At 63.0% G+C, this 24,435-nt stretch carries 26 protein-coding genes; 16 read left to right on the plus strand and 10 right to left on the minus strand.

What is annotated here, in order from left to right:
• Nucleotides 1–82 precede the first annotated feature (82 nt).
• A complete protein-coding gene (locus HNP33_RS00685) occupies nucleotides 83–448 on the plus strand; it encodes a hypothetical protein (protein WP_184704221.1) in 366 nt (121 codons plus the stop codon).
• Here the strand turns inward: HNP33_RS00685 and HNP33_RS00690 are convergent.
• Nucleotides 421–606 (minus strand): hypothetical protein, encoded by a 186-nt coding sequence (locus HNP33_RS00690; protein ID WP_184704223.1) that lies wholly within the window; start codon nucleotides 604–606, stop codon nucleotides 421–423. The genes HNP33_RS00685 and HNP33_RS00690 overlap by 28 nt on opposite strands.
• Between HNP33_RS00690 and HNP33_RS00695 the strand changes: the two genes are divergently transcribed.
• Both HNP33_RS00695 and HNP33_RS00700 read left to right on the plus strand, forming a co-directional pair.
• Nucleotides 605–2,101 carry an FAD-linked oxidase C-terminal domain-containing protein gene (locus HNP33_RS00695; RefSeq protein WP_184704225.1) on the plus strand — a complete coding sequence of 499 codons (1,497 nt, stop codon included), beginning with the start codon at nucleotides 605–607 and terminating at the stop codon, nucleotides 2,099–2,101. The genes HNP33_RS00690 and HNP33_RS00695 overlap by 2 nt on opposite strands.
• 262 nt (nucleotides 2,102–2,363) lie before the next feature.
• Nucleotides 2,364–2,777 (plus strand): hypothetical protein, encoded by a 414-nt coding sequence (locus HNP33_RS00700; RefSeq protein WP_184704227.1) that lies wholly within the window; start codon nucleotides 2,364–2,366, stop codon nucleotides 2,775–2,777.
• A gap of 86 nt (nucleotides 2,778–2,863) precedes the next feature.
• Here HNP33_RS00700 and HNP33_RS00705 read toward each other — a convergent pair whose 3' ends face one another.
• Entirely contained in the window at nucleotides 2,864–3,853 is a 990-nt protein-coding gene (locus tag HNP33_RS00705) for a DUF6882 domain-containing protein (RefSeq protein WP_184704229.1), read from the minus strand.
• A 210-nt stretch (nucleotides 3,854–4,063) separates the two neighbouring features.
• Nucleotides 4,064–5,020, minus strand: a complete 957-nt coding sequence (gene trxA, locus HNP33_RS00710; RefSeq protein ID WP_184704231.1) for a thioredoxin — start codon at nucleotides 5,018–5,020, stop codon at nucleotides 4,064–4,066.
• Nucleotides 5,021–5,131: 111 nt separating this feature from the next.
• On the opposite strand from trxA, the gene purE reads away from it, so the two are divergent.
• Genes purE through HNP33_RS00725 form a run of 3 tightly spaced genes read left to right on the plus strand, consistent with a single transcriptional unit; the run spans nucleotide 5,132 to nucleotide 7,818 of the window.
• Nucleotides 5,132–5,626 (plus strand): 5-(carboxyamino)imidazole ribonucleotide mutase, encoded by a 495-nt coding sequence (gene purE / locus HNP33_RS00715; RefSeq protein WP_184704233.1) that lies wholly within the window; start codon nucleotides 5,132–5,134, stop codon nucleotides 5,624–5,626.
• Nucleotides 5,623–6,810 (plus strand): 5-(carboxyamino)imidazole ribonucleotide synthase, encoded by a 1,188-nt coding sequence (locus tag HNP33_RS00720; protein WP_184704235.1) that lies wholly within the window; start codon nucleotides 5,623–5,625, stop codon nucleotides 6,808–6,810. The genes purE and HNP33_RS00720 overlap by 4 nt, the downstream gene beginning before the upstream one ends.
• A 9-nt stretch (nucleotides 6,811–6,819) precedes the next feature.
• On the plus strand, nucleotides 6,820–7,818 hold the full coding sequence (locus HNP33_RS00725) for an L-threonylcarbamoyladenylate synthase (protein WP_184704237.1): 999 nt from the start codon (nucleotides 6,820–6,822) through the stop codon (nucleotides 7,816–7,818).
• Between the two features lie 84 nt (nucleotides 7,819–7,902).
• On the opposite strand, the gene HNP33_RS00730 is transcribed toward HNP33_RS00725, so the two are convergent.
• Nucleotides 7,903–9,060, minus strand: coding sequence for an SGNH/GDSL hydrolase family protein (locus HNP33_RS00730; RefSeq protein WP_184704239.1), 1,158 nt, complete (start codon nucleotides 9,058–9,060; stop codon nucleotides 7,903–7,905).
• 431 nt (nucleotides 9,061–9,491) lie between these two features.
• Between HNP33_RS00730 and HNP33_RS00735 the strand changes: the two genes are divergently transcribed.
• Complete coding sequence (locus HNP33_RS00735; RefSeq protein ID WP_184704241.1) at nucleotides 9,492–10,487, plus strand: SGNH/GDSL hydrolase family protein; 996 nt, start codon at nucleotides 9,492–9,494, stop codon at nucleotides 10,485–10,487.
• A gap of 180 nt (nucleotides 10,488–10,667) precedes the next feature.
• On the opposite strand, the gene HNP33_RS00740 is transcribed toward HNP33_RS00735, so the two are convergent.
• Entirely contained in the window at nucleotides 10,668–11,534 is an 867-nt protein-coding gene (locus HNP33_RS00740) for a pirin family protein (protein ID WP_184704243.1), read from the minus strand.
• Nucleotides 11,535–11,671: 137 nt separating this feature from the next.
• Here HNP33_RS00740 and HNP33_RS00745 point away from each other — a divergent pair, with 137 nt between their 5' ends.
• The 3 genes from HNP33_RS00745 to HNP33_RS00755 all read left to right on the plus strand — a co-directional run bounded on the left by HNP33_RS00745 (nucleotide 11,672) and on the right by HNP33_RS00755 (nucleotide 13,645).
• Nucleotides 11,672–12,577: a LysR family transcriptional regulator gene (locus HNP33_RS00745; RefSeq protein WP_184704245.1), complete on the plus strand. Its 906-nt coding sequence runs from the start codon at nucleotides 11,672–11,674 to the stop codon at nucleotides 12,575–12,577.
• 63 nt (nucleotides 12,578–12,640) lie between these two features.
• A complete protein-coding gene (locus HNP33_RS00750; RefSeq protein ID WP_184704247.1) occupies nucleotides 12,641–13,204 on the plus strand; it encodes a putative glycolipid-binding domain-containing protein in 564 nt (187 codons plus the stop codon).
• Nucleotides 13,205–13,219: 15 nt separating this feature from the next.
• Complete coding sequence (locus tag HNP33_RS00755) at nucleotides 13,220–13,645, plus strand: GNAT family N-acetyltransferase (protein ID WP_184704249.1); 426 nt, start codon at nucleotides 13,220–13,222, stop codon at nucleotides 13,643–13,645.
• 53 nt (nucleotides 13,646–13,698) lie between these two features.
• Here the strand turns inward: HNP33_RS00755 and HNP33_RS00760 are convergent, their stop codons facing one another.
• Nucleotides 13,699–14,253: a DUF3455 domain-containing protein gene (locus HNP33_RS00760; RefSeq protein WP_184704251.1), complete on the minus strand. Its 555-nt coding sequence runs from the start codon at nucleotides 14,251–14,253 to the stop codon at nucleotides 13,699–13,701.
• Between the two features lie 72 nt (nucleotides 14,254–14,325).
• Nucleotides 14,326–14,919, minus strand: a complete 594-nt coding sequence (locus HNP33_RS00765; RefSeq protein WP_184704253.1) for a ferritin-like domain-containing protein — start codon at nucleotides 14,917–14,919, stop codon at nucleotides 14,326–14,328.
• Between the two features lie 236 nt (nucleotides 14,920–15,155).
• Between HNP33_RS00765 and HNP33_RS00770 the strand changes: the two genes are divergently transcribed.
• Both HNP33_RS00770 and HNP33_RS00775 read left to right on the plus strand, forming a co-directional pair.
• Nucleotides 15,156–15,731, plus strand: a complete 576-nt coding sequence (locus tag HNP33_RS00770) for an RNA polymerase sigma factor (protein ID WP_184704255.1) — start codon at nucleotides 15,156–15,158, stop codon at nucleotides 15,729–15,731.
• A gap of 18 nt (nucleotides 15,732–15,749) precedes the next feature.
• Entirely contained in the window at nucleotides 15,750–16,550 is an 801-nt protein-coding gene (locus HNP33_RS00775; RefSeq protein WP_184704257.1) for an anti-sigma factor, read from the plus strand.
• 191 nt (nucleotides 16,551–16,741) lie between these two features.
• On the opposite strand, the gene dacB is transcribed toward HNP33_RS00775, so the two are convergent.
• Nucleotides 16,742–18,112: a D-alanyl-D-alanine carboxypeptidase/D-alanyl-D-alanine-endopeptidase gene (gene dacB / locus HNP33_RS00780; RefSeq protein ID WP_184704727.1), complete on the minus strand. Its 1,371-nt coding sequence runs from the start codon at nucleotides 18,110–18,112 to the stop codon at nucleotides 16,742–16,744.
• A 428-nt stretch (nucleotides 18,113–18,540) separates the two neighbouring features.
• Here dacB and tsaB point away from each other — a divergent pair, with 428 nt between their 5' ends.
• From tsaB to corA, 4 genes are all read left to right on the plus strand, one after another.
• Complete coding sequence (gene tsaB / locus HNP33_RS00785; RefSeq protein WP_184704259.1) at nucleotides 18,541–19,275, plus strand: tRNA (adenosine(37)-N6)-threonylcarbamoyltransferase complex dimerization subunit type 1 TsaB; 735 nt, start codon at nucleotides 18,541–18,543, stop codon at nucleotides 19,273–19,275.
• Between the two features lie 20 nt (nucleotides 19,276–19,295).
• A complete protein-coding gene (gene rimI, locus HNP33_RS00790) occupies nucleotides 19,296–19,778 on the plus strand; it encodes a ribosomal protein S18-alanine N-acetyltransferase (RefSeq protein WP_184704729.1) in 483 nt (160 codons plus the stop codon).
• A gap of 5 nt (nucleotides 19,779–19,783) precedes the next feature.
• Nucleotides 19,784–20,653, plus strand: a complete 870-nt coding sequence (locus HNP33_RS00795; RefSeq protein ID WP_184704261.1) for a hypothetical protein — start codon at nucleotides 19,784–19,786, stop codon at nucleotides 20,651–20,653.
• A 258-nt stretch (nucleotides 20,654–20,911) separates the two neighbouring features.
• Nucleotides 20,912–21,898, plus strand: coding sequence for a magnesium/cobalt transporter CorA (gene corA, locus HNP33_RS00800; RefSeq protein ID WP_184704263.1), 987 nt, complete (start codon nucleotides 20,912–20,914; stop codon nucleotides 21,896–21,898).
• 102 nt (nucleotides 21,899–22,000) lie between these two features.
• Here corA and HNP33_RS00805 read toward each other — a convergent pair whose 3' ends face one another.
• The gene (locus HNP33_RS00805; protein ID WP_184704265.1) at nucleotides 22,001–23,269 is read right to left on the minus strand and encodes an MFS transporter; all 1,269 of its coding nucleotides are present in this window, start codon (nucleotides 23,267–23,269) and stop codon (nucleotides 22,001–22,003) included.
• Nucleotides 23,270–23,356: 87 nt separating this feature from the next.
• Nucleotides 23,357–24,412 (minus strand): porin, encoded by a 1,056-nt coding sequence (locus HNP33_RS00810; RefSeq protein ID WP_184704267.1) that lies wholly within the window; start codon nucleotides 24,410–24,412, stop codon nucleotides 23,357–23,359.
• Between the last annotated feature and the right edge of the window lie 23 nt (nucleotides 24,413–24,435).

Here is a 24,435-nt window from a genome sequence, read left to right on the forward strand (position 1 = left end):
CATCATTTTTTGTCAAAATGGCATGTATGTCTGCAGAGCCGGTCATCGGCTTTCACTCTTTACAAGGCTCAAGGAGGCCGCCATGGATCGCAGGAATTTTGCAAAGCGGGCGTTGACCGGCGTGGCGGTGGCAGCCAGTGGCTCGCCCGTGCTCGCCGCGCTGGTATCGCAGCCCTCTTCCGCAGACGCCTTGATGCACAACCCCGTGGCATTCGCAGGGACGGTATTCACGCTGGAAAATGGCACGGTGCTCACACTGGTGAATGTGACCCACGCAGCCGTGGACCGCCGTATAGACCAATGGACGCTGAAATTCCAGTGCAGCCAGCCGGTCACCGAAGGCATCCACCGCCTGCGCCTCCCCCAGTCGGGGCAGGACGTGGAATTGTTCCTGCAGCCGCATGGGCAGGCCGCCATGGCCTACATCAGCAAGCTTGCCGCGTCATGATCGCTGCGCCGCAGATGCAGTTCACTGGCCGCCGGATGTAATTTCTGGTGGACGGCCTCGCGCATCAGGCGCAAGCAGCCCGTATTTTTGATTTCCTGACTCACCCATCCAGCCACCCGCTCCCACAGCCCGCGCCAATGGGGATACAGTTGGGGCATGTCCTCTACCGCTCCTCCATCCATGACCGCAGACCGCGCCGCGCGCCAGCGCGAAGTTGTTGCCGCGCTACGCAAGGTGCTGCCCGATGACTGCCTGCTATGGCACGACGAGGACACCACCCCTTATGAATGCGATGGCCTGACGGCCTACCGCCAGCGACCGCTGGTCGTCTGCCTGCCCGAGACGTATGAGCAGGTGCAAGCCGTGCTGCAGACCTGCCATGCGCTGCAGGCGCCCGTGGTGGCGCGCGGCGCGGGCACTGGCCTGTCGGGCAGCGCGCTGCCCATTGCGCTGGGCGTGACCTTGTCGATGGCGCGCTTCAACCAGATCCTGCGCGTGGACCCCGCTGCCTGCACGGCCGTGGTGCAGTGCGGCGTGCGCAACCTGGCCATCAGCGATGCGGCAGCGCCCTACGGGCTGTACTACGCGCCCGACCCATCAAGCCAGATTGCCTGCACGATTGGCGGAAACATCGCCGAGAACTCGGGCGGCGTCCACTGCCTCAAATACGGCCTCACCGTGCACAACGTGCTCAAGATCAAGGGATTTACCGTGGCGGGCGAGCCGATTGAATTCGGCAGCGAGGCGCTCGATGTCGCAGGCTACGACCTGCTCGCCGCGGTGATCGGCAGCGAAGGCATGCTGGCTGTGGCAACCGAGGTGACCGTCAGGCTCATTCCCAAGCCGCAGCTGGCGCGATGCATCATGGCCAGCTTTGATGACGTGCGCAAGGCGGGTGACGCCGTGGCCGCCGTGATCGCTGCGGGCATCATCCCTGCCGGGCTGGAGATGATGGACAAGCCCATGACCGCCGCCGTCGAAGACTTTGTGCATGCCGGCTATGACCTGACAGCCGAAGCCATCCTGCTGTGTGAGAGTGACGGCACCCCCGAGGAAGTGACCGAAGAAATCGCCCACATGACCCAGGTGCTGCGCCAGGCGGGCGCCACAGCCATCAGCGTGAGCAACAACGAGGAAGAGCGCCTGCGCTTTTGGAGCGGGCGCAAGAACGCCTTCCCCGCCAGCGGCCGCATCAGCCCCGATTACATGTGCATGGATTCCACCATTCCGCGCAAGCGCCTGGCCGATATCCTGCTATCGATTCAGGAGATGGAGAAGAAGTACGGCCTGCGCTGCGCCAACGTCTTTCATGCAGGCGACGGCAACCTGCACCCACTGATCCTCTTCGATGCGAATGACCCCGACCAGCTGCACCGCTGTGAGCAGTTCGGCGCCGACATTCTGGAGACCAGCGTGGCCATGGGCGGCACCGTGACCGGCGAGCATGGCGTGGGCGTGGAAAAGCTCAACAGCATGTGCGTACAGTTCTCTGCCGAGGAAAACGCGCAGATGCTGGCCCTCAAGGCCGCATTCGATCCAGAGGGGCTGCTCAACCCGGGCAAGGTCATCCCCACGCTCAACCGCTGCGCCGAATACGGCAAGATGCTGGTGCGCGGCGGCGCAATCAAGCACCCGGAACTGGAACGCTTCTAGCGCCCAACGATGCGATCCTCCAACCAAACGGCGCCCTCGGGCGCCGTTTTCATTGCATTGCCAGCAGCCCTCGCGGAGAGGCACCCGCGCGCCCTCCTGCTCCGCCAATTCCCTGGCATGGCTGACCTGCTGCATGCGCGGCGGCTGACAGGGTGCAGTGCCTGGGCATGCAAAGCTCTCACCATGGCACCAATGCTGCTTGCCGCGTAGCTGCAGCACGTGTTGGAGGGATCACCCGCGCCCTTGTCTCCAGGAGTTCAGCATGCAATGGTTTTCCTCTTCTCCACGGCCGTTTGTTGGCCTCGTCCTCATGGCAATGGGCATGGCTGCCAGCGGCGCCGTGCAGGCGCAGCAACCGGCGCCCATGCAAAGTGCCGGTGCCGTGCAATACCGCTGCGGCGGCATTGGGCTGGACGAATCCACTGCCATGCGCAGCGCCATGCCCAGCTATCCGCTGGCCCTGTTGTTCGCCGCCGCAGGGGGTGAATACCTCGCCGATCTATCTGTGCGCCTGAGCGGCGCCAGCACGGCAGAGTTCACTGCCACCGGCCCGGTCTGTCTGCTGCAGTTGCCCCAAGGCAAGTACACCGTGACGGCCACCACCAAGGATGGACGCGAGAAAAGCCAGACCGTCGATGTTGGCGCGAGCAGCAAATCGCTCGATTTCCGCTTCTGACAACCTGCCTCACAGCAGATTTGCTATCTATTTTGACAACGGTGTGCTGGTGGGGTAAACGCCAGCAGCCGTTTTCGCATCAAACATCAATGGAGACTGCCGTTGATGGCGGTGATGCGGCCCTGCGCATCCAGCTTGGCGTTCACGCGGTTGGCGCCCTGGCTCGCAGTGATCTGCCCATCCTCGTCCTGCACCGCAAAGCCCTTGGCCTCCAGGTAGTGGCGCAGCAGCAGGCGGTGGTTCAGCTCAAACTCGCTGATAAGCTGGGGCACAACGGTCAGCACACGCTCGGGCTTGCTGGCTGCGGGTGCAGGCAGGCCGTGGCCGGGGTCGATCAGCGCCAGCAGAATGCCTTCGCCGTAATTGCCCAGGTAATAGCCCGCGCTCTCGTCGGCGCCAGCGGCAATCAGGCCGATGGTATGCAGATCTTCCTCGCGCAGCGCAGAGCGCGGCTGGGTGAACAGCGCCAGTTGCTGGGCATTGCCAAAACCCAGCAGTTGGCGGGCCACCTCGGTGAATGCAGGCGCCACCTCGGCCTGGGTGTTGGCCCAGATCCATTGCCATGTTCCGGATTCGAACGCATACGAGCCCAGCACCTGCATGCGAAAGCGCAGATCATCGCCAAATGCGATCAGGCCCTGGCTGGTGTCGGCCGACCAGGGGCGGTCGCCCACCTTTTCGGCAAAGTCAATCTGCCGATCCCAGGCGATTCCGGCGTAGGTGGACAGCGCATCGCGCAGGCCCGGGTTGTTGATGACCGGGGGAATGGCAGCCAGGCGCGCCGCCTCGGCCTGCGCGGCAGCTTCAAACAGATCGGGCTGGTTGGAGTCCTGCGCAGCGGCGTCTTCTGCGTCCTGGAATTGCGCGCCATCCGCCCTGCCGGGCATCTCGCGCTCATCCGCCACAGGCGTGGGGGCGACCAGCTCGGCATGGGGGTCGAATGCCGGCTCATGGGCAGCCTGATAACCAGGCGGCGACGCGCCCGGTGCGGTCTGCAATGCTGCGCCCGCCTCTGTGTGGGCAGCCGTTGGCGCCGACGGATTCAGCCAGCCGAACAGTTTTTGCCACAGTCCCATGGTATTTGCTCTCCTGCGATCGCGGCGCGCCCCATGCGCACCGAGCGCCGTGTCTGCCAATCCCTGCTGGCCATCGCACGCTCAAACAGGGCACCTGCGCGCGCCCATTGCCGCTTTGCTGCTATCAGTATAGGTGCAAACCAGAACCCTACGCCGCCGCAGTTGCAACGGGGTGTAGGGTTGGCCCTGTAGCGGAGCATCCGCAAGGGCTCAATTCAGCGCCATGCTCAGGCGGCGGCGGTAACTGCTCAGCATGGCCGTCAGCTCGTCTTCCTGCTTGCCAGCCTTGCCGGTCAGCTCGATGCCACCTGCCGTTTTACCCGGTACGGCGCCTGCGTCCTTGGGTTTGGGCGGCGTGAGCAATTCAAGAATGGCAATGTAGAGCTTGCGGGCCGCCTGCTCGCTCCAGGTCTTGTCGCGCATGATGATCTCCAGCAGCTCGTCCATGCTCGCCATCCACTGGCCTTCGGCCATCAGCACGCGGGCCTTGGCAAAGCGGGTGTCAAAATCACGCTTGTTGGCGGCAATCAAGGCGTCAAACTGCTCCAGGGGCCATTCACCTCGGTCGTCTTCGTGTACAAAGCGGATGGCCTGCGCCCAGGCCTTGAGCGCCTCGAAGCGCAGCGGGTGCTGGATGCGCTTGAGCGGCTCTTCCAGCTGGGCCTCGGCTTCATCGAGCGCGCCGGTCTGGATCAAGAGGCGCACATAGTCAAAGCGCGCATCGTCATTGGCCGGATCGGCAGCCAGCGCCTCCTGCAGCATCTGCAGGGCCGATTGCACATCGCCGCTGTCGAGCAGCGCCTGGGCCTCGTCCGCACCAGCCTCGGCGGCCAGCGCGGCCTCCGAGGGCACATGCTTGTCCAGAAACTCGCGCAGCTTGCCTTCGGGCTGCGCGCCCATGAAGCCATCCACCGGCTTGCCCGCGATCATCAGCACGCAGGTGGGGATGGAGCGGATGCCGAACATGCCCGCCAGCTGCTGCTCCTGATCGGAATCGATCTTGACCAGCTTGAAACGGCCCGCGTACTCGATTTCGAGCTTTTCCAGGATCGGGCCCAGGGTCTTGCAGGGGCCGCACCAGGGCGCCCAGAAATCCACCAGCACTGGCACCTGCATCGAGGCTGCAATGACTTCGGCTTCAAAAGTCTGAATGGTGACGTCGATCATGTCGCTAAAAATCCGTGTTGATCAGGCAGCTTCACTGCAAAAAGTAAAATGGCGGGTTCCATCCTGGCGCGGGGCCGGCATTGTTGCCTGGGGCACCCGCCAACGCACACTATGACACCCATCCAAGTTGGCGTGGTCATGGGCTCCAGCAGCGACTGGGACACCATGCAGCACGCAGTTGCCATTCTCCAGCAATTCGGTATCGCCTTTGAAGCCCAGGTGGTCTCGGCGCACCGCATGCCAGACGATATGTTCCGCTTTGCCGAGAGCGCAGCGGACCGGGGCCTCAAGGCCATCATCGCAGGCGCAGGCGGCGCCGCGCATTTGCCGGGCATGATAGCCGCTAAAACCACCGTGCCGGTGCTGGGCGTGCCCGTGGCCAGCCGCCACCTGCAAGGCGTCGATTCGCTGCACTCCATCGTGCAGATGCCCAAGGGCATACCCGTGGCCACATTTGCCATCGGCAACGCAGGCGCCGCCAACGCGGCATTGTTTGCCGTGGCCCTGCTGGCCAATGAAGATGCCGCGCTGCGCAAGAAACTCGACGCCTTCCGCGCCGAGCAGACCGAAGCGGCCCGCAACATGACCTTGCCGGTGAACGCATGAGCCATACCTCCAAGCAAGCCACCAAGGACACTGCCCCCATCCTGCCGGGTGCCACCCTCGGCGTGCTGGGCGGCGGCCAGCTCGGCCGCATGTTCGTGCAGACCGCACAGGCCATGGGTTACTTCACCGCCGTGCTGGACAAGGACGAAACCAGTCCCGCGGGCCTCGTGAGCCACCACCACATCCGCACCGGCTACGAAGACCCGCAAGGCCTGGCAGAGCTGGCGCGCCTGTGCGACGCCGTGACCACCGAGTTTGAGAACGTGCCCGCAGGTGCCCTGAACCAGCTCGCAACCAGCCTGCCGGTATCGCCCGCAGGCTCTGCCGTGGCGATTGCGCAGGACCGCGCTGCAGAAAAGGCCCATTTCGTGAAATGCGGAGTGCCCTGCGCGCCCTATGCGGTGATCGAGACCGCAGCGCAGCTGGCGGCCGTGAACGACGCCTTGCTGCCCGGTATCTTGAAGACCGCCCGCATGGGCTACGACGGCAAAGGCCAGATCCGCGTCAAGACCCGCGCCGAGCTGGTGGCCGCATGGGACGAGCTGAAGCAGGTGGCCTGCGTGCTCGAAAAAATGCTGCCTCTGGCGCACGAATGCTCGGTCATCGTGGCGCGCAGCCGCAGTGGCGACATCGTCAACCTGCCCGTGCAGCGCAACCTGCACCGCGACGGCATTCTGGCCGTGACCGAGGTTTTTGCAGGAAATGTGCCCCCTGTGCAAGCCGAGCAGGCGATTGCAGCTGCAAAATCAGTAGCAATCGGCCTCGACTACGTGGGCGTGCTCTGCGTAGAGTTCTTCGTGCTGGAAAACGGCCAGCTGGTGGTCAACGAAATTGCGCCACGCCCGCACAACAGCGGCCACTACAGCCAGAACGCGTTGGATGTGTCGCAGTTCGAGCTGCAGGTACGCTGCATGGCCAACCTGCCGCTGGTGCAGCCGCGCCAGCACAGCGCCACCATCATGCTCAACCTGCTGGGAGACCTGTGGTTCAGCGGCGGTGTGGCCAAAACGCCAGCCTGGGACGAGATTCTGCAGCTGCCCGGCGCCCACCTGCACCTCTATGGCAAGGTCGATGCCAAACCCGGGCGCAAGATGGGGCACCTGAACATCACCGCCGCCACGCCCGAGAAGGCGCGCGAGACGGCGCTGAAGGCCACCGCCATCCTGGGTATCGAAGCGTTTTAAGGACTTGATGTGATTCTGGATGGAACGCTGGACACCTCGGTCCGCACCGCTGCCGCAGCCTTGCAGGCGGGCCAGCTTCTGGGCCTGCCCACCGAAACGGTCTACGGGCTGGCAGCAGACAGCGACAACGATGCCGCCGTTACGCAGATCTTCGCGGCCAAGGGGCGGCCCGCCAACCATCCGCTGATCGTGCATGTGGCGGGCGCAGACGCCATCACCCGCTACGCCAAGGAAGTGCCGGTATTTGCCCAGCAGCTGATCGACGCCTTCTGGCCCGGCCCGCTGACGCTGATCCTGCCGCGCCTGCCGCAGGCCGCCAAGGCCTCGACCGGCGGGCAGGACAGCGTGGGCCTGCGCTGCCCGTCGCACCCCGTGGCCCATGCCGTGCTGCAGGCCTGCCAGCAGCTCGATCCTCCCGTCTGGGGTGTCTCCGCGCCCAGCGCCAACAAGTTTGGCCGCGTCAGCCCCACCACGGCCCGCCATGTCGCCGATGAGTTCGGCGACGACCTTCTGGTGCTCGATGGCGGCGCCTGCGAGGTCGGCATCGAATCGACCATCGTCGACTGCACGCGCGGTGTGCCCGTGCTGCTGCGCCCCGGCGCCATCACGCGCGACGACATCGCACGCGCCTGCGGCATGCAGCCGCTCTCCAAAGAAGAGCTACCCGCACATACCCCTCGTGCATCGGGAACGCTTTTGGCCCACTATGCGCCCAATGCCAAGGTACGGCTCATGGATGCCAAGCAGCTGCAATCGGCCCTCGACATTCTGGGCGCCGATGGCAAGAACATCGCCATCTACCACCGCAGCCCGCTGAAAGCCGGTAGCACGCACCTGCTGCTGCGCCGCATGCCAACCGCACCGCTGGCCGTGGCGCGCGAGCTCTTTGGCATGCTGCGCAATTTTGACGACTGGGGCGCCAAGCTGATCTGGATCGAGACACCGCCCGAGACAGCCGATTGGGAAGGCGTGGCCGACCGGCTGCAACGCGCCGCAGCAGCTGGCTGATACGGCGCACAACGGAACCTCTGATAAAAAAGGCCGCTGGCGCTTATTGAAAGGGCGCCAGCAGCTCTTTTTTCAATAGCTAAATTACCACCCCGCCTGCACCAGACGCGCGCTGACGGCGGCTCCCAACTGCGCATGGCCGCGCGGCGTTGGGTGAAAGCTATCGGCAAACACATAACTCTGCCACCAATCCGCCGAAGTCTGGCCTGCGGGAATGCGGGCCGAGAGCCCTGCAGCCGTGCAGGTTGACAGATCGTACTGCGGCAGGCCATTGGCATCTGCGCCACTGGCGGGGCAGGCGGGCGTCGTCACATTGGTGTAGCCGTACTTCTGCGGCAGGCTCACCTGGTCATTCAAGGCAGCGTAAAAATCAACCACCGCCAGACGGGTATCGCCCGCCAGACTGTTGGCCAGCTGCTGGTTGAAAGCGCGCACCCAGCCCGAGATCAGCGCCTGCAACTGCTGCGCAGCCGCCTCGCCCTGCTGCGCAGCCACGGCCTGCAGCACCACGCGGAGCTTGGGCGTCAGGCTCACATCGGGCATATTGAGCACCGCAACCCGCAGCGCGCCCTTGTCTACCGTCTGGCTGCGGATGGTGCCTGCCCAGTTCTTGGCCAGCGCCTGCAGATAGGCGCCGCCAGCTGTTGCCAGCCCGCTGGCACCCTTGCCCATCAAATCTTGCACCGTGGCGGCATCGAGCTGGGTGGACAGCAGGGCCCGGTAGGCAGCCCCCTGATCGGAGGCTGCACCCAGATAGGCGGTCACCAGATCCGAAGCATCGTTGCCGCCGCCATCGATCAACAACAAGTCTCCCTTGCCGAAGCCTGCCGCTGCCGCGTCGCGCAGCTGCTGCGGAATAGACAACGGTGAGCTGGCCGACTGCACATAGTTGATGCGGCCCCCGCCAATGGCGTAGTTGGTGCAATTGGCCTGCGCGGCAAAGCTGCTGCCATTGAAGCGGTAGTGCGCGCACACGCTGGTGCCGTACTGCGTGGCCACCTGATCGACCCATAGCGGGGTCGATCCCGCGCCCACCGCCTGCGCTGCCTGCACGGTGAATTTGTAGCCAAAGGTGCCGCTGTCGGCCAGGCTGTCGCCCATCACCTTCACGGCGGTCACCCGCGTGTCGTCGTCATCGCTGCCGCCCCCTCCGCAGGCGCTCAGCAATGCGGCGGCAGCGGCCGCCCCCGTCCATAGGGCCCACCGCGCCCAACGGGCGGCTTGAAATCGTTGCGTGCGCATGCTGTCTCCTGTCGCTGTTGGTTGAAAGAACGTGTTTACGATCTCCTCGCGCCGCGACAGTGGCTTTGCGGGGCGCCCGGCTAGGGAGGGGATGCTAGGCGCAATACCGCAGCAATAGCCCCGCTATTGCGAGGATTTGCAACAACGCAGACCGCCCGCAATGCCACTGTCCCTCTGGGTTGGAGCGAAATCGGGCAATTTCTGCGCGCTGGCCCTTGCTTGCACCCCGGTGCAAGCTGCGTCCCATCGCTTCGAACTCATCCCGATTGCACTCCAACGCGGCAGCGTAGAGATCGTAAACACGTTCTTAGAACCCAAGCGTACGACTGCGTCCCCGCGGTGCCCATACAGGTTTACCACTCTTTACCTCAGTGCTTTGGTGGTCCCCCCCAGCCTCGCTACACTACGCACTACAAATTTGGAGAACCTACATGGCAGAAAACTGGATGCACCGTACCCTGTTGACCGCCGCGGCAGCTGCCTCGGTGGCTCTGCTGGCGGCTTGCGGCTCTAGCACCACAGCGAACAGCGTTCGCCCCGACAGCATCATCACCTTCGGCGACGCAATGTCCGATCTGGGCCAGAACTCCAATGGCAGGCCCTACTCCGTCACCACCACCGACGGCCTCCAAAACAACTGGACGCGCGAGATCGCCTACCGCTATGACCTGACCTTGACGGCAGCACGAGCAGGCGGCACGGCCTACGCCCAAGGCAATGCCCGCGTGGCGCTGCCCGATGCCACCGGCACCAATGCGCCGTCCATCACCTCGCAGATCGACAGCTACCTGGCCGCCAACCCCAAGTTCCCCGACAAGCAGTTTGTGCTGCTGAGCGGCGGCATGAGCGATGTGATTGCGGGCTACAACGAAGTGCTGGCTGGCACCACCACCGTTGACCAGTACCTGGCCAACATGAGAACCGCAGGCAAGCAGATGGCCGATCAGGTACGCCGCCTGCACGTGGCTGGCGCGCCGCGCGTGCTGGCCATTGGCACCCCCAACGTCTCGCGCACCCTGTGGGCCAAGGGCCTCGATACTGCCAACCCTGCGGCCGACCCCCAGCCCACCAAAACACTGGAAGACGCCACCAATGCGTTCAACCAGACCATGCAGGTCTCCCTGGTCGATCTGGATGGCACACAGGTGCTGTACTCCGACGTGCAGTACTACTTCAACTCCATGACCGGCAACCCCGGCAACTTCAACTTCACCAACAACACCGACCCGCTGTGCACCACCGTGGATGCCACCAACGGCATCGGCATCGGTGCTGGCCAGATCAATTCGTCGCTGTGCACCATCGACACCGTGGTCGACAGCAGCAAGATCTCGCAGTACGTGTTTTCGGACAAGATCAACTACACGCCCGAAGCGCATCGCCGCTTCGGTGACTGGGTCTATGACCGCATGAAGGCCAACTGGTAATCGGCGGGCAAGCTGGCCGTCTTTCCATGGTCAGAGGCAGCCAGGCCATGGCAAAGCGCCACACACAGCAAAACGGACACCGAGGTGTCCGTTTTTTTGCGTGTCCATCACGCTCTAGGGCTTTGATAGCTGCAAGCGCTTATCTGGCAAGTGCCAGCAGCCATTTTCTGCAAAACCCAGTCACGCCTGCATGCTGCCGAACTTGCCGCTGTTGAAATCGTTCACTGCCTGCACGATCTCCTGCTGCGTGTTCATCACAAACGGGCCATAGCCGACGATGGGCTCATCGATGGGTTCACCGCTCATCAAGAGCAGCACCACATCGCTGTTGGCCTCGATGGTGACGGTGGTGCCGGACTGCTCCATCACCACCAGTTGCGCTTCGCGGGCCACATGCTCGCCATTGACCAGTGCGACGCCCTCCACCATGGCCAGCGCCGTGCTCCAGCCATCGGGCAGCTCCAGCGTGGCCGTCTGCTCGGCGCGGATGCGCACATCCCACACATTCATCGGCGTGAAAGTGCGGGCCGGGCCCGTTTGCCCTGCGTAGCTGCCGGCAATCACCCGTACCTGCCCCGCATCGCCGGGCAGCGCCACCGCAGGAATCTGCGCATTGGCAATGCCCTGGTAACCCGCAGGCGCACTCTTGTCCTTGGCTGGCAGATTGACCCACAGCTGCAGCATGCGCAGCGGGCCGCCCTTTTTTGTAAAGGCAGGCGAATGGAACTCCTCATGCAGAATGCCAGCGCCTGCTGTCATCCACTGCACATCGCCGGGCCCGATCACGCCACCCTGGCCGGTCGAATCGCGGTGCGCCACTTCACCGTCGTAGACGATGCTCACCGTCTCGAAACCCCGGTGTGGGTGCTGGCCCACGCCACGCGGCGTGCTGGCGGGCGCAAATTCGGCCGGGCCGGCAAAATCCAGCAGCAAAAAGGGGCTGAGCGCCTTGCCATGGCTCTGGTAGAAAAAAAGCGAACGCACGGGAAAGCCATCGCCCACCCAATGCTGGCGGGGTGCGTCTTGAACCTGCAGAACGTTTTTCATGGGAGTGTTTCCTTCTAGGGCCTGCCAATCCATCGTGCTGGAGGCCGTATTCCAATTATGGAGATGGAACACTGCCTGCACTAGAGGGCATAATTTGCCCAATTCGTTCTATTTAAAGAACGATAAAGAGTACCCTCATGCAGCAAGACCTCAACGACCTGTATTACTTTGTCCAGGTAGTGGACCACGGTGGCTTTGCCCCGGCCGGCCGCGCGCTCGGCATGCCCAAATCCAAGCTCAGCCGCCGCATTGCCCTGCTGGAAGAGCGCCTGGGCGTGCGCCTGCTCTTGCGCTCCACCCGCAAATTTGCCGTCACCGAAATCGGCCACACCTACTACCAGCACTGCAAGGCCATGCTGGTGGAGGCCGATGCCGCCCAGCGCAGCGTGGAAGCCGTGCAGGCCACGCCGCGCGGTGTGGTGCGGCTCTCCTGTCCCATCACCCTGCTGCACGAGCTGGCGCACAAGATGCTCACCGACTTCATGGTGATGTACCCCGATGTGACCGTGCAGCTCGATGCCACCAACCGCCGCGTCGATGTCATCGGCGAAGGACTGGACTTGGCCATTCGCGTGCGCACCATGCCGCTCGAAGACAGCGATCTGTCCGTGCGCATGCTCTCTGTACACAAGCAGCACCTCGTGGCCAGCCCGATTCTGCTGGCCCGCCAGGCCCAGCCGCGCGCGCCGCAGGATCTCTCGACCTGGCCCAGCCTGTGGCTCGGCTCACCCGAGCAGCAGTTTGTCTGGCACCTGCAGCACGCAGAGGAAAAGGCCATCAGCATTGCCCACCAGCCCCGCCTCATCACCACCGACATGGTGGCCCTGCGCGGCGCCGCGCTGGCGGGCCTGGGCGTCGTGCAGCTGCCCATGATCATGATCCACGAACAGATTGCCGCTGGCACCCTGGTGCGCGTACTGCCCGAATGGGGCCCGCGCGAAGAAGCCGTACATGCCGTATTTGCCAGCCGCCGCGGCATGCTGCCCGCCGTGCGCGCACTGATCGACCACCTGGCAGTGGAATTTGCCAAGGTGGAATGTTGAAAGCGGCGAACGAATGGCACGTTCACCATGGAGGCCGCCACCACCAGAAACAGGAGTGCACCCATGTACAACGTACTTTGGAAATGCCTGGACAAGGAAGGCCTGGACGCCTGCCGCATCACCCAAGGCCCAGACGGCTGGACGATCGAAGGCACGGCCATATTCCAACACCAGGGCGATACCGCAAACCTGCGCTACCAATTGCGCTGCGACAGCAACTGGGCCAGCCAGGAGGCAACCCTGCAAGGTTGGGTGAGCACCAGAAACATTGATCTGCACATCACCCGCGGTACCGGCGGGACATGGCTCATCAACGCACAACCCGATCACACCCTTGACGGACTGGCCGACATCGACCTGGGCTTCACCCCGGCCAGCAATACCAACGCCATACGGCGTTTGAACCTGCCAACCTCTGAGACTGCGTCAACCATTGCCGTGTGGCTGGACGCCGATGATTGGCAGGTGAAAAGGCTGTACCAGACCTACCACCGCGTCAGCCCACACGCTTACAACTATGCATCCCCCGAGCACCACTACCGCGCCAGGCTGGAAGTCACCGATTTCGGCGCAGTATCAGAATATCCGGGGCTGTGGAGAATGCTGGGCACGGATGAAAAACGATGAAAGGCATACATCGCCATGAAAAACCGCCCTGTGCAAATCCGCAGCTTTGCCGCAACCGATCTGGAAGGCGCATTTGAACTGTTGACCGCCCACGGCTGGGCCCACCGCATACCGAACCGCCCCTTTCTGGAACGCCTGATCACCGCATCGCAGCGGGTAGCTGTCGCCACCTCACAGGGCCAGGTCATCGGCTTTGCCCGCGCCATCACCGATGGTCTCTCCAACGGCTACCTCTCCATGGTGGTCGTCGCCCCACAATGGCGTGGCCGGGGCATCGGCAAAAGCCTGGTGGACGAGATTGTGAAAGACGACGACAGCATCACCTGGGTCCTTCGCGCATCGCGCGCGCAAGCGCCTGCGTTCTTTGCAAAGCTGGGGTTTGTGCCTTCTAACGACGCTATGGAGCGCGCTCGTCGAGAAGCGCCGACTGGCTATTTCTGAAAATGGCGCCCTCTCCCGCTTTCGGCAGGATGGGCGCACCATCGGTCAGTCTTTCAGACCGCTTTCCAGAAAATATAGTCGGCTTGGTACTGCACAACCTGTTTGCTGCCCAGATTGCTGGCTTCACAAGCCATGCTTGGTGCAACACCCCCTTTGGTTGCTACGCGCTGGATATAGGTCACACCTTGCATGGCTCCCATGCCACTGGCCGGATTGGCCTTGACCAGCTGCAGTGGGATGTTGCCAGTACCAGCGGGAGCCACTGCAACCTGTGTCGCAGTGACTTTGGAGCCATCATGATTCTCCCAAGTGGCTGGTGGGCCCCAGTATTTGCCGATGACCGTGCCACTTCGCGTTTGCAGCCTGGCATCAGGGCCGACAAACACCCATTCGTGCTCGGTAGCCTTATCTTTCTTGGCTCGGCACTCATAGGTGATTTGGCCAACGCCGACGGTTTCCATGGCCACCTTGTGTCCAGCAGGCACCTGCACGGTGGCTGGGAGTTCGGCTTGTGAGTAGGTGGAATGCGTAGACATGGATGAGCAGGCAGTCAGGCCCAGCGCTGATACGCAAAGGGCGGCCAGAGAGCGGGTTGGTAGATGTTTCATGAGAATGTCCTCGACCAAAATGGAGAAGAAGCGTACCGAGCAGATGTGCTCGGTACCCGAAGCTAGTGCGCGTCAGGCCCCAAAGGACAAGGCGTTGCTGGGCAAAGTGCGGCCCAAAGCCGAAATCAGTGCGGTGTAGTGCATGGTTTCGTCGGCCGCCAGACGTCCTGCCACCTTGGCCAGGTCACGACTCTCAAAAGCGGGAATGACGCCGAGGTAAGCGTTGGTCGCCCCAAGCTCCAGCCTTGCTGCCAGTGCCAGTACATCGGCTTGGCTTTTGAGGGTGGCGGCCTTCAGAGACTCAGCGTAGGTCTGCATGGAGGCTTCGGCTATCGGTTTGCCTCCCATTTTCTGAATGGTCGCGATCAGGGCATCTCGGTGGGCTTTGTGGTGGCTCTGGAACAGCAAGGCCACATCCAGCACAGGCTTTTGCAGCAGACCGCTGCCAGCCCCCAGTTGGTAGGCATTGATGGCTTCGTGTTCCAGTCCCAGGGCCACGTTGAGGATAGAGACATCCTTGGCCGGATCGTTGCCCATACCCTGTGCCAGGGCCTCGTTGCCGGCGAGCATGGCAACTGCCACGGCTGACAAGGTGCCTGTGGTGCCCAGAAATCCACGACGCGAGGCCATGGGGGAAGAACGACCTTCAAACAGATTGATACTCATGACAACTCCTAATTAGCTGTGGGGCTGTGTCGACCATTTGCTGTGTCCGACGCTTGTAATACGCAGCCGCTGAGTCGATGGATTCAAGTTTTTGAAGATTTTTTCGGTAATTTATTGGGTGCTCACATCCAGTAGCCGAGATGCTGCGTACAGGTAAATAGGCAGGATGGGCAATACGCCTTGGCATTTATCCAACAGCACCGTATGAAGGAGGTGCTTCTGATCACAATGACTGCATGAGCGCCAATACACCGGACAGTGAACTGATGGAACTACTCGACCGCATAGCAGCCCGAGAGCAAGCCGCTCTCAAGCTTTTGTACGACCGGACCGCTTCGCGGCTGTATGGGCTTGCTTTGCGCATCGTTGGCAACAAGGAATGGGCCGAGGATGTGCTGCAAGACAGCTTTTTGGGTATCTGGCGCAGCGCGGGAACTTACCGGGACTCGCTCAGCCCGCCTCTGGCTTGGATGGGCATGCTGGTACGCAGCCGCGCGCTGGACTTTCTGCGTCGGCGCAGAGCCGAGCGCCTGCATCTCAATGTTCCGATCGATGACGTTGAAGAGTTGCTACAGGACAGGGAGGCGCAAAGCCCGATGCAATGGGTGGAGGCCAGTGAGCAAGCTGCAGTACTGCACCAGTGCCTACAAAAGCTGGAGCAGCCCCAGCGCCAGGTGGTGAGCTTGGCCTATCTGAGGGATTTAAGCCATAGTGAATTGGCCAGCCATCTGAAGTTGCCGCTGGGGACCGTCAAAACTTGGGTGCGCCGCAGCCTGGAGCAACTGCGCAAATGCATGGCGCGCCATGTTTGAGTGTCAGGAGTTCCTACCATGAATCTGACTCGAAACCCTGAACTGCTGGACCGCCTGGCTGCAGCCTACGCACTCGGTACGCTGCGCGCAGGGGCTCGTCGGCGCTTTGAGCAACTCGCTCGCGAGTTCCCCCAGGTGCGGGCTGCTGCCCTGTTGTGGCAAGGCCGCTGGTCTGCCTTCTCCGAGGTGCAAAAACCCGTGTCGCCCGATGAGGCAGTCTGGATTCGCATCGACAACCTGCTGCAAGCCGAAAAGAACAACGCCAAGTTAGCGCAGCAACGCGATGCTGCGCCCAAATCGCCTGGGCGCGCGCTGGCATGGTGGCGCGGATTGGCCTTGGCAGGTAGCTTGACCGCTGCGGGTGCGATATCGGTGGGCCTGTGGGCCCATCAAGGGCTTCAACAGGCCTCACAGCAGCAACTGGCTTCGCTGCAAACCCAACTCCAGATAGCGCAGACTGCATTGCAGGAGGCGCCCCAGATCCAATATGTAGCGGTGTTAGCCGACGTCAAAGCCGATGCCTCCATGCTGGTGACGTTCGACCCCCGGCATAACCAGTTGGTTTTGCAGCGCGTGAGCGGCTTTAAGGAGGCAGACAACAAATCCCTGCAACTGTGGGCATTGCCTCAACAAGGCGCGCCGCGTTCATTGGGCGTCATGGGGGCGGGCAAACTGGAGCAACTCACGGCGCAGGAAACCGATGTGAAAGCGATTCCGGTGCTAGCTATCAGTCTTGAGCCCAAAGGCGGCGTACCCAGCTCAACGGGGCCGACTGGTCCAGTGCTGTTCAAGGGGGCACTCATTCGCCGGGATCTTTGAGTCAGGTCTGCGCCAACTTTGCAGCAATCTGCGTCCGATGGACTGATAACTAATGAGGTGCAATAGCCGCTTTGGGTCGTTTGCAGGCTTTACGTCCGCTCGCAACCCCAGCCACTCAGCACAGTGGCCATGCGACCAAGCAGCCCGCTCGTACTTTGGCTAAAAACGCTGGCACTATTTCATCGACAGAATCACTGCGCCGCCACCCAGTCGATCAGTGCATCCCAGGCGGGCCGTGCCGCTGGGGCGTTGTCGCTGTTGGCGAGGGCGACCACCACCCAGCGGCGGCCGTTGGCGCCATTGACGTAGCCTGCAATGGCTGAGGCGTCGCGCAAGGTGCCGGTTTTGAGGTGGGCGCCGCCCACGGCGCTCGATTTGCTCTTTTTCATGGTGCCGTCCACGCCCACAATGGGCATGGAGGCCATCAGCTCGGGCATGACATTGCTGGTCCACGCGACGGACAGCATTTTGGCCAGCCCCCCTGCGGTGACGCGCGCATCGCGCGAGAGGCCCGCGCCGTTGTCCACCGTGGGCTGACTCATGCCGCCCATGCGCTCGCTCCACCACTGGGCCACGGCCTGGCGGCCGCCTTCAAAGGTGCCGACACCGGCGCGCTGCTTGCCCAGGGTGAGGAAGACCTGCTGCGCCATGACGTTGTTGCTGTATTTGTTGATGTCGCGTACCACTTCGGTGAGGCTGGGCGAATCAAAGCGCATCAGCGGCGTGGCGCCCTGCGGCACGGTGCCAAAGCGCACCTGGCCGGTGATCTTGCCACCGGCCTCGCGCCACATGCCTTCAAACACGCGCGGAGCAAAGCTCTCCGGTGCTGCGGGCGCGATGGACCAGCTGTTTTCCTCGCAGGCCGCGGGGTAACCGCCTGCGAACTGGATCTGGCCTGCAACGGCAAAATTGGCCTTCAGCGCGGCGCGCCAGTTGCCACAGCCGCCCTTGGTGTTCACCAGCGGCACGGTGGCCGGCAGGTTCATGTTGGCAATGGCGGGCTCATAGGCGATGCGCGCCACACCGGCAGCGGCGTCGGGCATGAAGCTCATGGTCATCGATTTGTAGTTGACCAGCAGAGCATCGGGCACCGCGTTGTAGGGGCGGAAGGGTTCGTTGTCAAAGTAAGCCGGGTCGATGGGTGGCAACTGGAAGGCGCTGCGGTCCAACACCACGTCGCCTACGATGACTTTGACGCCACGGTCCTGCAGGCGGCGCTGCATCAGCCACAGCCGCTCCATCACCAGTTTGGGGTCGCCCGAGCCCTGGATGTAGAGGTTGCCGTTCAGCGCGCCCTTGGCAATGCTGCCATCGGTGCTGACGGAGGTGTCCCAGGTGTAGGCGGGACCCAGCAGCTCCAACGCGGCAAAGGTGGTGACCAGTTTCATCACCGATGCAGGGTTGCGCTGTACGTCGCTGCGCACATCCAGCAAGGGGCGCTGGGTGCCACTGGCATCCATCACCACCACCGATACGGCATCGGGCGCCAGCTTGCCGCGTTGCAGCGCGGCCTCAACCTCGGCGGGCAGGCGGCCCGTGGCAATGGTGCTGGCGGGCTGCATGGGCGCCGCAGGCGCAGACTGTGCAATCGGTGCGCGGACGGCAGGAGAGGGATTGGGAGCCACTTGCACTGCCACTGCCGCAGGCGTTGTGCGCTCGGCGCCTTGCGTGGCGGTGGTCTGCGCGCAGGCCACCTGGCCCAGCGCAATCACGCCAACAGCGATGGATTGCAGCCACGGTCGGCTGCCATTGCTGGGGCTGCCTGTGAAATGGAGGGGTGAACGGAGGCGTGTGTCGGTACGAACCTGGTGTTGCATTGTTCCGGCTTATCTGTTGGCTATGCTGCAGTTCTGTTGCATTGCAGCAGTCTATCCGCTATGCCCAAGCCCAGCGTGCAGCCTTGGCTTTGCCACGATAATGGCCCGTTGCCTGCCTTTGTGCCTGCAGGCCTGCCTTGTGGCGCCCGGTTGATGGCGCCGCCTCCCTCCCCATGAATCTGCTTGCCCTCGATACCAGTACCGACACCCTTTCCATCGCCGTGGCGCGCGGCAGCCAGCGTTGGCTGCACAGCGGTGCGGGTGGCGCTCAGTCGTCGAGCCAGTTGCTGCCCGCCGTGCGTGCACTGATGGCAGAGGCGAGCCTTGCCTTTACCGAGCTGGATGCCATCGTGTTTGGGCGGGGCCCAGGCTCGTTCACCGGACTGCGCACGGCCTGCGCCATCAGCCAGGGCCTGGCGTTTGCCGCCAGCAGCCAGGGCCGGCAAGTGCCTGTGCTGCCGGTGGATACCTTGATGGCTGTTGCCGAAGAGGCCCGCCTGCAGCATGGCTGCACGCAGGTGCTGGCCTGCATCGACGCGCGCATGGACGAGGTCTACAGCGCAGCCTATACCTATGCGGATGCCGATGCGCAGTGGCTGCTGCAGACCGAGTTGACTGTGGGCCCGCCCCAGGATGTGCCAGCGATCAGCGGCTTTACCGTGGCGGGCAACGCCCAGGCCCCTTATGGCGACCGCCTGCTGCCCACGCTGGCGCATGTGCATGCCATGCCCACCGCCAGCGCCTTGCTGAACCTGGCGCCCGCGCTGCTCGCCCAGGGGCACGCAGTAGCGGCGCAGGATGCATTGCCCCTTTATATCCGCGACAAGGTCGCCAAAACCACGGCAGAGCGCGAAGCCATCAAGGCCAGCCAGCACGCCGTGCCCGAACAGGCAGCGCCCCAGGCATGACGCCAGGTACGAAACTGGCAATGGACAGGCAGCCCGCAGCGCAGCCGCAGCTGCGCTGGTCTGCGCTGCAGATCGACCACCTCGATGCCCTGCTGGCTGTCGAGAACCAGTGCTACAGCCATCCATGGACGCGGGGCAACTTCATCGACTCGATGGCCATGGGCTATGCCATACAGCTGCTGTGGATCGATTCCCAGCTGGTGGGCTATTTTGTTGCAATGCAGGGTGTGGACGAAGTGCATCTGCTCAATATCACCGTCAACCCGCACCACCAGCACCAGGGCTGGGCCAAGGTGTTGCTGGAGCAGCTCAAAAGCTGGGCCGCCAGCGTGCGCGCTGGCACCATCTGGCTGGAAGTGCGCAAGGGCAACATGCGCGCGCAGCAGATATACCTGCGTTTCGGTTTTGAAGCCGTGGGGCTGCGCAAGGGTTACTATCCGGTGTCTCACCTGGAGCGCGAAGACGCCATGGTGATGCGTTACCTGTTGCCTGTTTCTGCCTGATCCATATGAGCCTGAACCTGGATGCCCGCCAACGCGCCATGCTGCAAGAGATGGGCCACCCGCTGTGGTGGCCTGAGTCTGCCGCGCCCGTGGCGGCCCCAGCCACCGAGGCACCCGAAGCACCGGCAGCGCCTGCGCAGGCTTTAGAAGAAGAACAGCCTCAGGCACCTGTCCATAAAGCGTCAGCAGCTCCTGAAAACAGAGCAGATCAACCCTCTGCAACCCATTCTGTCGCAGAGGTCTCATCACCAGCCCCTGCAGTGCCCGCCCCCGCGCCACGGCCTGCACGCACTGCGGCAGCCCCCTCGGCAGCACCTGTTGCACCTGCGGCGCAGGCGATGCCAGAAGATTTTCCGCGTGTGCGCTTTGCGCTGCGCACGCCGGTGCCGCTTGATCTGCGAGAGGCCCAGCTGCAGGCCGAGCCCGCCACCCCCAGCAGCCAACCCGCCTGGCTGGTGGTGGCCGAGCTGCCCGAAGGCGCGCCGCCCCATGGCAAGGCGGGCCAGCTTGTCATCAACATGCTGCGCGCCATGCGCCTGACCGACACCCTGGTGTACTGGGTACCACTGGAGCGTCTGGCCCCTGGCCAGGATGCGGCGCAAGGCGAAGCGCAGGAACCGCCCAGCCACAGCATCGACGCATTGGTACAGGACACGGGGGCCGCGATGGCCCTGGTACTGGGCCTGCCTGCGGCCCGCCACCTGCTGGGAGGCGATCAACCCTTTTCCCGCCTGCGCCAGCAACTGCACCAGGTGGGCGCCTGCCAGCTGCCTGCCGTAGTTACCTACGATCCGTCACATCTGCTGCGCGCCCCCAAGGCCAAGGGCGAAACCTGGGCCGATCTGTGCCTGGCGCTGGCCCACGCAGGCCGCTGAAAGCCGCCACCACCCCATGCCTTCGCCATGCCGTGGGGCAATGGCAACGCAGGCGCCCGGGTAGCCGGCTGTAATTGCGCACCGCCGTACGCGGGCCATGCTGCAGTGCCATAATGGCGCCCATTCCATCAATCGGAGCAATCTCCTTGGATCCCTACCCTAGTTGGTAGCTTCCACCCTGGCCGCGCGTTGTTGCACACGGGTTGGAAGCGCCCCATTCCCCCTTTTGCAGACCAAAAACAACAAGGAAGTGAGCCTATGCTCAACATCTTTACGCTCGCCAATGGCCGCCTGGTGCAGGAAGAGATCGAGTCGCTGCAGGATCTTGCGCGCTTTCAGCCGATCTGGGTCGATCTGGAATCGCCCACGCTGGAAGAAAAGCGCTGGGTCAAGCAGCACTACGGCCTGTCCATCCCCGAAGACGCGATGGACCAGGACATTGAGGAATCCGCCCGCTTCTATGAAGAAGACAATGGCGATCTGCACATTCGCAGCGACTTTCTGATCGATGACGACGAAGACCCGCGCAGCGTGCGCGTGGCCTTCATCATGAACCTGAACAACGCCGCTTTCAAAAGTTACGGCGTGCTGTTTTCCATCCACGACGAGGATGTGCCCGTTTTTCGCCTGCTGCGCCTGCGCGCGCGCCGCGCGCCGGGGCTTATCGAGGACAGCAAGGACGTACTGCTCAAGCTGTTTGACGCAGACGCCGAATACTCTGCCGACACGCTCGAAGGCATTTACGACGACCTGGAAAAAGTCAGCACCCAGGTGCTGGCCGGCAATGTGACGGACACCCACGCGAGCGAAGTGCTGTCGGCCATCGCCCGCCAGGAAGACTTGAACGGCCGCATTCGCCGCAATGTGATGGACACGCGCCGCGCCGTCAGCTTCATGATGCGCAGCAAGATGCTCAACTCCGACCAGTTCGAGGATGCGCGCCAGATCCTGCGCGACATCGAATCGCTGGACAACCACACGGCCTTCCTGTTCGACAAGATCAACTTCCTGATGGATGCCACCGTCGGTTTCATCAACATCAATCAGAACAAGATCATCAAGATCTTCTCCGTGGCCAGCGTCGCCCTGCTGCCCCCTACGCTGATCGCCAGCGTCTACGGCATGAACTTCAAGTACATGCCCGAAGTGGACTGGGAATACGGCTATGCCTACGGCATCTTGCTGATGGTGTGCAGCGCGCTCATACCCATGCTGTACTTCCGCAAGCGTGGCTGGCTGAAGTAGCAGGCGCTATCAAAAAAAGATGCTTGAAGCACCTGCTGTAAAAGCACTTCAAGCATGAATCACCTTGGAATCGACGAGAGATGAGCGCCAGGCGCTCATTTTTTATGACTTCTGCGTGGCGTTGCGCTCGCGCACCCACAGAATGATGCCGCACAGCATCACCACCACCTGCGTGCCGATCAGCGCCGCAAAACCGGCAAAAAAGCCTGCGCCCACGCCCCCACGGGCTGACAGTGCACCAATCACAGCCCCCATGATGGCCGGCATGAAGCCTGCCACCAGACTGCCCGCGCCATTGACTACGCCATAGGCGCTGGCGATGTGCTCGGGCCGCGCACAGTACTGCACGGTGCTCGGGATGGCCGGGCTCATCAGCCCCCAGCAGAAATTGGCGGCAATCAGGCAATACGCAGCCGCATAGCGGTCTTCCATATGGATGGCCAGCCATACGGCGGCAGCGACACCCAAGCTGCCAAAGACGAAGATCAGTGGCACCTGGCGGCGTGCAATGCGGTCGATGATCATGCCACCCACAAAGACCGCCGCCACGCTGGCGTACTGCGGCAGCGAGGCCAGCCATCCCATCTCGCGCATCGAGAAGCCGCGCGACTCTTTGAGGTAGGCAGGCAGCCAATTGCTGCTGCCCCACAGGTAGGACAGAAAGGCCGCCGTCAGAATGGTGATGAGCCACAGATAGCGCGTATGCATGGCGCCGCGCACGATCGTGCCCACCTGAGCGACAGCCTGGCCCAGAGACTGCGGCTTGGGCATGCCGGTTTCCACCTTGGGCATGCGCACGAAGGCCCAGACCAGCGGAATGCCGAGCAGCACATTGATGAGACCCAGCACATGGAAGGACGTTTCCCAATCGTGCCCTGCCACGAGATACCCCACCAGCGGATAACCCACAGCCAGCCCGACCCCCGTCCCCATGTTGACCAGCGAATTGGGCTTGCCGTTTTCGCGGCTCTCGAAATGCGCCTTGATGTAGCTGCCCGCCAGCGAAAACAGCGGCCCTTCCGACACGCCCAGCAAAATGCGCGAAGCCAGCAGCAGCCCATAGCTGCTCATCGCGGGCGACAGGAAGGTCACCACACCCCACAGCAGCAGCCCGCCAATCAGACTGCGCCGCACGCCGAACAGCGCCGCGCAAAAAGGCGTAAGCACCAGCGACGACACCCCGTACCCCACCATGAATGCGGTGGCAAGCAACCCCTGGCGCGTGCGATCATCCGCCGTCAGGCCGATGTGCGAGAGGAAATCGCGGTCCGTGATCAGAACCGAGATATTGATCCGGTCCACATAAGAGATGGCAACGATCACGAACAGCGTGATCACGCCCCACCAGCGCATTGAACGGGAGTCATTCATGGTGCGACTTTCCTAAGAGATAAAAGAGCACGCTCGCGCCAGCCCCTGCGCGCCGCGCAAAGGCTGCGCGTGGGGCATGGCCCGCGATCAGAAGAAATGGCGGATGCCCAGCTCCATGCCGGTGGATTTGCCGCCCAAGGTGGAGCCCGTGGCGCTCAGACCCTGCACGCCGATGGCGCGGCTCGATCCGTCCTTGTTCTTGAGATAGGCCAGCGTGCCGTAGACCTGTGTGCGCTTGGAGAAGTTGTAGCCGTAACCCACGGCAATCTTGTTCCAGTCCGCATTGCTGCCCGATGTGTTGTAGTGGCCCACAGAGGCGCGCAATTCGCCATTGCCCAGCGGTGCCGTGGCGCCCAGTTGCAGCACCGTCACTTTCAGCGAACCGCGCTTTTCACTGGCCCACAGCAGCATCGGCTTGACCATGCCCAGGTCGTAGCTCAGGCCCACATTGCTGGCGGTGATGTTGTTGTCCGAGCTGTCGCCGTAGAACCGGCCAACGGCCAGCGCGCCATGGAAGGCGCCTTGCCGGTAGCCCGCGCGCAGGCCCCGGTAATCGCCCTGGTTCTTGTTGGGCTCGCTCTTGGTGTGCTCACCAAATGCCACCTGGGCCTGGCCGTAGAACCCGCCCAAGTTGTGCGGCAGAAAGTAGCTGACCGCATTGCTGATCTGGATCGGCGCGCCCCCCGTGGCGGTACCGGAGCCGGGAATGCCCAGAATAGTGAATGCGCCCGTGCCGCCCACGCCGTTGGTGAGGAAGGGATCGAAGATCAGCGTGCTCAGAAAGGTGGCGGAATCGTCACGGCCCAGTCGCAGCTCCCCAAAGTTGCCCAGCAGGCTGACGGTGGAGCGGCGGTTGAAGCCCAGGCCGCTGGTGCCCGCAGCCTTGCCTGCGCCAGTGTCCGAATCGAGGCCCGCCTCCAGCCAGAAGCCCGCCTTCAGGTCACCCCCCAGGTCTTCGGTGCCCCGAAAGCCCAGGCGGCTGATGTTGGCGCCGCCCGTGGCAAGGCCTACCTTGCTGGACGAGCCCGAGCCCGAAAGCCGGGTGACATTGGTGTCGATGACCCCAAAGATCTCGACCTTGGATTGGGCTGCAGCTGCCCCTGCCAGGCTGGCCAGGCCAGCGGCAATCACGATTTTTTTCATGGTGTTGTCTCTCTTTGTGTGTC

This window comes from Comamonas odontotermitis, from assembly GCF_014207855.1.
Taxonomy (GTDB): domain Bacteria; phylum Pseudomonadota; class Gammaproteobacteria; order Burkholderiales; family Burkholderiaceae_C; genus Comamonas; species Comamonas odontotermitis_A.

What these genes read in the sequence shown, in the direction of transcription:
- HNP33_RS00735 (WP_184704241.1), top strand. Translation starts at nt 9,492, where the DNA reads ATGGCAGAAAACTGGATGCACCGTACCCTGTTGACCGCCGCGGCAGCT.
- HNP33_RS00750 (WP_184704247.1), top strand. Translation starts at nt 12,641, where the DNA reads ATGTACAACGTACTTTGGAAATGCCTGGACAAGGAAGGCCTGGACGCC.
- tsaB (WP_184704259.1), top strand. Translation starts at nt 18,541, where the DNA reads ATGAATCTGCTTGCCCTCGATACCAGTACCGACACCCTTTCCATCGCC.
- HNP33_RS00760 (WP_184704251.1), bottom strand. Translation starts at nt 14,253, where the DNA reads ATGAAACATCTACCAACCCGCTCTCTGGCCGCCCTTTGCGTATCAGCG.
- HNP33_RS00700 (WP_184704227.1), top strand. Translation starts at nt 2,364, where the DNA reads ATGCAATGGTTTTCCTCTTCTCCACGGCCGTTTGTTGGCCTCGTCCTC.
- HNP33_RS00795 (WP_184704261.1), top strand. Translation starts at nt 19,784, where the DNA reads ATGAGCCTGAACCTGGATGCCCGCCAACGCGCCATGCTGCAAGAGATG.
- HNP33_RS00730 (WP_184704239.1), bottom strand. Translation starts at nt 9,060, where the DNA reads ATGCGCACGCAACGATTTCAAGCCGCCCGTTGGGCGCGGTGGGCCCTA.
- HNP33_RS00705 (WP_184704229.1), bottom strand. Translation starts at nt 3,853, where the DNA reads ATGGGACTGTGGCAAAAACTGTTCGGCTGGCTGAATCCGTCGGCGCCA.
- rimI (WP_184704729.1), top strand. Translation starts at nt 19,296, where the DNA reads ATGGACAGGCAGCCCGCAGCGCAGCCGCAGCTGCGCTGGTCTGCGCTG.
- HNP33_RS00720 (WP_184704235.1), top strand. Translation starts at nt 5,623, where the DNA reads ATGAGCCATACCTCCAAGCAAGCCACCAAGGACACTGCCCCCATCCTG.
- HNP33_RS00755 (WP_184704249.1), top strand. Translation starts at nt 13,220, where the DNA reads ATGAAAAACCGCCCTGTGCAAATCCGCAGCTTTGCCGCAACCGATCTG.
- HNP33_RS00765 (WP_184704253.1), bottom strand. Translation starts at nt 14,919, where the DNA reads ATGAGTATCAATCTGTTTGAAGGTCGTTCTTCCCCCATGGCCTCGCGT.
- HNP33_RS00695 (WP_184704225.1), top strand. Translation starts at nt 605, where the DNA reads ATGTCCTCTACCGCTCCTCCATCCATGACCGCAGACCGCGCCGCGCGC.
- HNP33_RS00690 (WP_184704223.1), bottom strand. Translation starts at nt 606, where the DNA reads ATGCCCCAACTGTATCCCCATTGGCGCGGGCTGTGGGAGCGGGTGGCT.
- dacB (WP_184704727.1), bottom strand. Translation starts at nt 18,112, where the DNA reads ATGCAGCCCGCCAGCACCATTGCCACGGGCCGCCTGCCCGCCGAGGTT.
- HNP33_RS00810 (WP_184704267.1), bottom strand. Translation starts at nt 24,412, where the DNA reads ATGAAAAAAATCGTGATTGCCGCTGGCCTGGCCAGCCTGGCAGGGGCA.
- corA (WP_184704263.1), top strand. Translation starts at nt 20,912, where the DNA reads ATGCTCAACATCTTTACGCTCGCCAATGGCCGCCTGGTGCAGGAAGAG.
- trxA (WP_184704231.1), bottom strand. Translation starts at nt 5,020, where the DNA reads ATGATCGACGTCACCATTCAGACTTTTGAAGCCGAAGTCATTGCAGCC.
- HNP33_RS00805 (WP_184704265.1), bottom strand. Translation starts at nt 23,269, where the DNA reads ATGAATGACTCCCGTTCAATGCGCTGGTGGGGCGTGATCACGCTGTTC.
- HNP33_RS00740 (WP_184704243.1), bottom strand. Translation starts at nt 11,534, where the DNA reads ATGAAAAACGTTCTGCAGGTTCAAGACGCACCCCGCCAGCATTGGGTG.
- HNP33_RS00745 (WP_184704245.1), top strand. Translation starts at nt 11,672, where the DNA reads ATGCAGCAAGACCTCAACGACCTGTATTACTTTGTCCAGGTAGTGGAC.
- HNP33_RS00775 (WP_184704257.1), top strand. Translation starts at nt 15,750, where the DNA reads ATGAATCTGACTCGAAACCCTGAACTGCTGGACCGCCTGGCTGCAGCC.
- HNP33_RS00685 (WP_184704221.1), top strand. Translation starts at nt 83, where the DNA reads ATGGATCGCAGGAATTTTGCAAAGCGGGCGTTGACCGGCGTGGCGGTG.
- purE (WP_184704233.1), top strand. Translation starts at nt 5,132, where the DNA reads ATGACACCCATCCAAGTTGGCGTGGTCATGGGCTCCAGCAGCGACTGG.
- HNP33_RS00770 (WP_184704255.1), top strand. Translation starts at nt 15,156, where the DNA reads ATGAGCGCCAATACACCGGACAGTGAACTGATGGAACTACTCGACCGC.